This is a genomic window from Sphingomonas sp. (assembly GCF_035490575.1).
Taxonomy (GTDB): Bacteria; Pseudomonadota; Alphaproteobacteria; order Sphingomonadales; family Sphingomonadaceae; genus Sphingomonas.
On record NZ_DATJLI010000131.1, the window covers coordinates 1 to 4261 of the forward strand.

At 70.8% G+C, this 4261-nt stretch carries 7 protein-coding genes; 6 read left to right on the top strand and 1 reads right to left on the bottom strand.

Annotated elements, in window-relative coordinates:
• Positions 1–88, bottom strand: an 88-nt coding sequence (locus tag VL973_RS09865; protein WP_325283855.1) for a dihydrofolate reductase, incomplete at its 3' end; no start/stop codon positions are given.
• A gap of 182 nt (positions 89–270) precedes the next feature.
• Here VL973_RS09865 and VL973_RS09870 point away from each other — a divergent pair.
• The 6 genes from VL973_RS09870 to VL973_RS09895 all read left to right on the top strand — a co-directional run.
• Positions 271–801, top strand: a complete 531-nt coding sequence (locus VL973_RS09870; protein ID WP_325283850.1) for a hypothetical protein — start codon at positions 271–273, stop codon at positions 799–801.
• Entirely contained in the window at positions 798–2108 is a 1311-nt protein-coding gene (locus VL973_RS09875; protein ID WP_414712232.1) for a DNA-packaging protein, read from the top strand. Before VL973_RS09870 ends, VL973_RS09875 begins: the two co-directional genes overlap by 4 nt.
• 32 nt (positions 2109–2140) lie before the next feature.
• A complete protein-coding gene (locus VL973_RS09880) occupies positions 2141–3253 on the top strand; it encodes a phage portal protein (protein WP_325283851.1) in 1113 nt (370 codons plus the stop codon).
• A complete protein-coding gene (locus VL973_RS09885) occupies positions 3250–3552 on the top strand; it encodes a DUF6127 family protein (RefSeq protein ID WP_325283852.1) in 303 nt (100 codons plus the stop codon). Before VL973_RS09880 ends, VL973_RS09885 begins: the two co-directional genes overlap by 4 nt.
• A complete protein-coding gene (locus VL973_RS09890; protein ID WP_325283853.1) occupies positions 3540–3947 on the top strand; it encodes an HK97 family phage prohead protease in 408 nt (135 codons plus the stop codon). Before VL973_RS09885 ends, VL973_RS09890 begins: the two co-directional genes overlap by 13 nt.
• Positions 3944–4261, top strand: a 318-nt coding sequence (locus VL973_RS09895) for a phage major capsid protein (protein ID WP_325283854.1), incomplete at its 3' end; no start/stop codon positions are given. The genes VL973_RS09890 and VL973_RS09895, both read left to right, overlap by 4 nt.

Consider the following 4261-nt stretch of genomic DNA (forward strand, 5'->3'; position numbering starts at 1 on the left):
GATCGGCGGGAAGCCGCCACGGCAGCGTGCCGTCCGCGCCGATCACGCCATTGGCCGCGCGGGCGAGATAAAGGGTGATGTCGGTCATTGGCGGGGACCATGTCGCGGGCGAACGGGCATGACAACCAGAACATGAAACTAACCAGATAGGCACATTAAACTTGACATCGTCACGCTGTTCTGGCAATAACAACCACGCTGGAGAATTGCGAATCGGGCCGGGGCGGTGGACGCTTTCCGGCCCGTTCGCGTTTGGGGCGGGGGCAGATGATGGGAGATGAGATTATCGCGCGCAGCGGCGGGCGTCATGTCCAGCTTCGTGAGGTCAAGCACGGCTGGACGGCGGCACGGCGCAAGCAGTTTCTGGACGTGCTGGCGACATGCGCGAATGTGAAGCTGGCGGCGCGGACGGTGGGGGTGCACACGACGACGGCCTATTCGCTCAAGCGGCGCGATCCGGCGTTCAACGCGCTGTGGCAGGAAGCGATCGACCAGGGATTCGACCATCTGGAGCAGGCGCTGATCGACAAGGCGTTCGGCAACCTGAACCCGGATGTGCTGGAGCCGGGTGAGGTGGTGGCGACGGGGCGCGTCGACGGAACCGGCTGGCCGCCGGCGGTGCTGATCGGGGACAAGGTGGAGATCGACGTGAAGCTGATTCAGTGGCTGCTGGAACGGCAGGAACGGCGGCGTGCCAAGGCATTCGGGCGTCCGCGGGTTCCGGTCACGCGCGAGGCGGTGGAGGCCAAGATCCTGAAAAAGCTGGATGCACTGGCGCGGCGGCAGGGGTCGGCGGATTGAGCGGGCGCGATGCCTGGGCCGAACTGGGCGCGGCGGGGGACCGGGCACGGCAACTGGTGCTGAAGGACCTGGACGAGCGGGAGATCGCGGCATTTGACGAGGAATGGTCGGCATGGGCGCATGACGGGCAACTGGCGCCGCCGGGCGACTGGGGCGTGTGGCTGATCCGCGCGGGGCGGGGGTTCGGCAAGACGCGCGCGGGGGCCGAATGGGTGAGCGCGGTCGCGCGCGACATGCCCGGCGCGCGCATCGCCCTGATCGGCGGGTCGATCGAGGAAGCGCGGCGCGTGATGGTGGAGGGGCCGAGCGGCCTGTTGGCCGTCGCCCGCGCGACCGAGCGTGAGGCGATGCAATGGCGGGGCGGCGTGCTGCGGTTTCCGAGCGGGGCGGAGGCGTTCATCTATTCCGCCGCCGCGCCGGAGACGCTGCGCGGGCCGGAGCATCACATCGCCTGGTGCGACGAACTGGGCAAATGGCGCGCGGGCAGCGGGGCGGCGACGTGGGACAATCTTCGCCTGGGTCTGCGCCTGGGTGAGCGGCCGCGCGTGCTGGTGACGACGACGCCGCGCCCGACCGCGCTGATGCGGCGGGTGATGGCGCTGCCGGGGCTGGTCGAGACGCTGGGGCGGACGCGCGACAATCCGCACCTGCCCGTCAGCTTCGTCGGCGCGATGATCGCGGACTATGGCGGCACGCGGCTGGGGCGGCAGGAACTGGACGGCGAACTGATCGAGGATGTGGCGGGCGCATTGTGGTCGCGCGCGCTGATCGAGCGGGTGCGGGTGCGCGCGGCGTCCCGGCTGGTGCGCGTCGTCGTCGGGGTCGATCCACCGGCAGGAATGGACGGCGATGCGTGCGGCATCGTCGCGGTCGGGCTGGGGGAGGACGGGCGCGGATATGTGATCGAGGATGCGAGCGTCGTCGGCGCCTCCCCCGAAGGCTGGGCGCGGGCGGTGGTGGCGTGCGCGGCGCGCCACGATGCCGAGCGGGTGGTGGCGGAAGTGAACCAGGGCGGTGCGATGGTCGCCAGCGTGCTGCGCGCGGTCGATGCCGCGCTGCCGGTCCGCAGCGTCCATGCGACACGCGGCAAGGCGGCGCGGGCGGAGCCGGTGGCGGCGCTGTATGAACAGGGGCGCGTCGCGCATGTCGGCGCGTTCCCCGCGCTGGAGGACGAGCTGTGCGGCCTGATCGCGGGCGGCGGTTATGAAGGGCCGGGCCGATCCCCCGACCGCGCCGATGCGTGCGTGTGGGCGCTGAGCGAACTGATGCTGGGGCGGCGGGGCCGTGTCGGCGTGCGCGGGGTGTGACGACCCCAAACTGACTTTTCGGGAGAACGACCATGAAATGGTTCGGGCGCAAGGCGGCCGGGCGCGAGGGCGCGCGGCCGTTGCTGGGACATGCGGGGCAGGGCGCGCGGATCGGGGAGTGGCCGGTGGCCTATGCCGATCAGGTGCGCGAGGGATATTGCGGCAACCCCGTCGCGCAGCGCGCGGTGCGGTTGGTGGCGGAAACGGTGGCGTCGGCGCCGGTCGAGGCGAGCGATCCGGCGCTGGCGGCGATGGTGGCGGAACGGTCGAACGGACAGCCGTTGATGGAGACGCTGGCGGCGCAGATGCTGCTGCACGGCAATGCCTATGCCCAGATCCTGGGCGACGGGGCGGGCGGCGTGGCGGAGCTGTTTGCGCTGCGGCCCGAACGGGTGGGGATCGACACCGACGCCAATGGCTGGCCAGTGGCATATCGATACGGCGTCGGCGCGCGGGTGATGACGATGCCGGTCGAGGATGCGGGCGGGCGGCCGGGCGTGATCCATATCCGCCATTTCCACCCGCTGGACGATCATCTGGGGCTGGGGTGCCTGGGCGCGGCGATGGGGGCGATCGCCATCCACAATGCCGCGACGCGGTGGAACAAGGCGCTGCTGGACAATGCCGCGCGGCCGAGCGGGGCGCTGGTTTACGACCCCGGCGACGGATCGAGCCTGTCGGCGGAGCAGTTCCGGCGGCTGAAGGCGGAAATGGCCGCCGCATACCAGGGGGCGGGCAATGCCGGGCGGCCGATGCTGCTGGAAGGCGGGCTGAAATGGCAGGCGATCAGCATGACGCCCGCCGACATGGATTTCGTCGGGCTGAAGGCGGCGGCGGCGCGGGAGATCGCGCTGGCGTTCGGCGTGCCGCCGATGCTGATGGGCCTGCCGGGCGACAATGCCTATGCCAATTACCGCGAGGCCAATCGCGCTTTGTGGCGGCAGACGATCGTGCCGCTGGCCGACAATATCCTGGGCGCGATCGCCGAGGCGCTGCGGCCCTGGTTCCCCGACGCGCGGCTGTCGGTCGCGGTCGACCGGGTGGGCGTGCTGAGCGAGGAGCGCGCGGCATTGTGGCAGCGGGTCGGCGGCGCCGATTTCCTGAGCGACGAGGAAAAGCGCCGGATGCTGGGAGTGGCGCCATGAGCGGGCTGTTGGCCGAGCTGATCGCGCAAGGTCAGGAAGAGGGCGCCAGCCTGTCGGTGTTGCGCGGGATTGCCGAGGAAGCGGGGGAAACGGCGGCGGCGCGGGCGCTGGCGCGGCTGGGGCTGGCGGACGCGGGCGCGGCCAAGGACATGGCGGAGCTGCGCGAGTTGCTGGGCGCATGGCGCGACGCCAAGCGATCGGCGGTGCGCGCGGTGCTGGCGTGGATGACGCACATGCTGACGGCGTGCCTGCTGGTCGGGCTGGCGATGAAGCTGGGCTTTTCGGGGTGGGTGAAGTGAGGAGCGTGCTGCGCTTTGCCGGTTACGCCGCGGTGTTCGACCGGGCGGACCGGGGCGGGGACGTGGTGCGGCGCGGCGCCTTTGCCGGTGCGGGGGCCGTGCCGCTGTTGTGGCAGCATGGCGGGCCGCCGGTCGGCCGGATCGACGCGCTGGTCGAGGATGCGCGGGGCCTGTGCGTCGTAGGCCGGGTCGAGCGGCCCGAACTGGCGCGGATGGTCGCGTGCGGGGCGCTGACGGGTCTGTCGTTCGGATATCGGGCGCGGGTGGTGGTGCAGGGAACATATCGTGAACTGATCCGGCTGGACCTGCAGGAGGTGAGCCTGGTCGCGCAGCCGATGCAGCCGCTGGCGCGGGTCACGGCAATCGAGTGGTTTGAGGAGGAAGAAACGGCATGACGAAAATCGACATGAGCTTTGCAGGCGCCATTCCGGCCGGAGCTTCGCGGCCGATGCTGGAGGGTGCGCGGGCACCCGGCGGCGGGGTGTTCGACGGGTTCCTGCGTGCCGGGACCGGCATGGCGGAGGCCAAGGCGTTCACCGGGGTGACGGGCGCCGAGGGCGGATATGCCGTGCCGCGCGAGATCGACCAGGTGATCGACGCCGCGCTGAAATCGGCAAGCCCGATCCGCAGCATCGCCAATGTGGTGCAGGTGGGGTTGAACGGATATCGCAAACTGGTGACGGCGGGCGGCATTGCGTCGGGCTGGGCC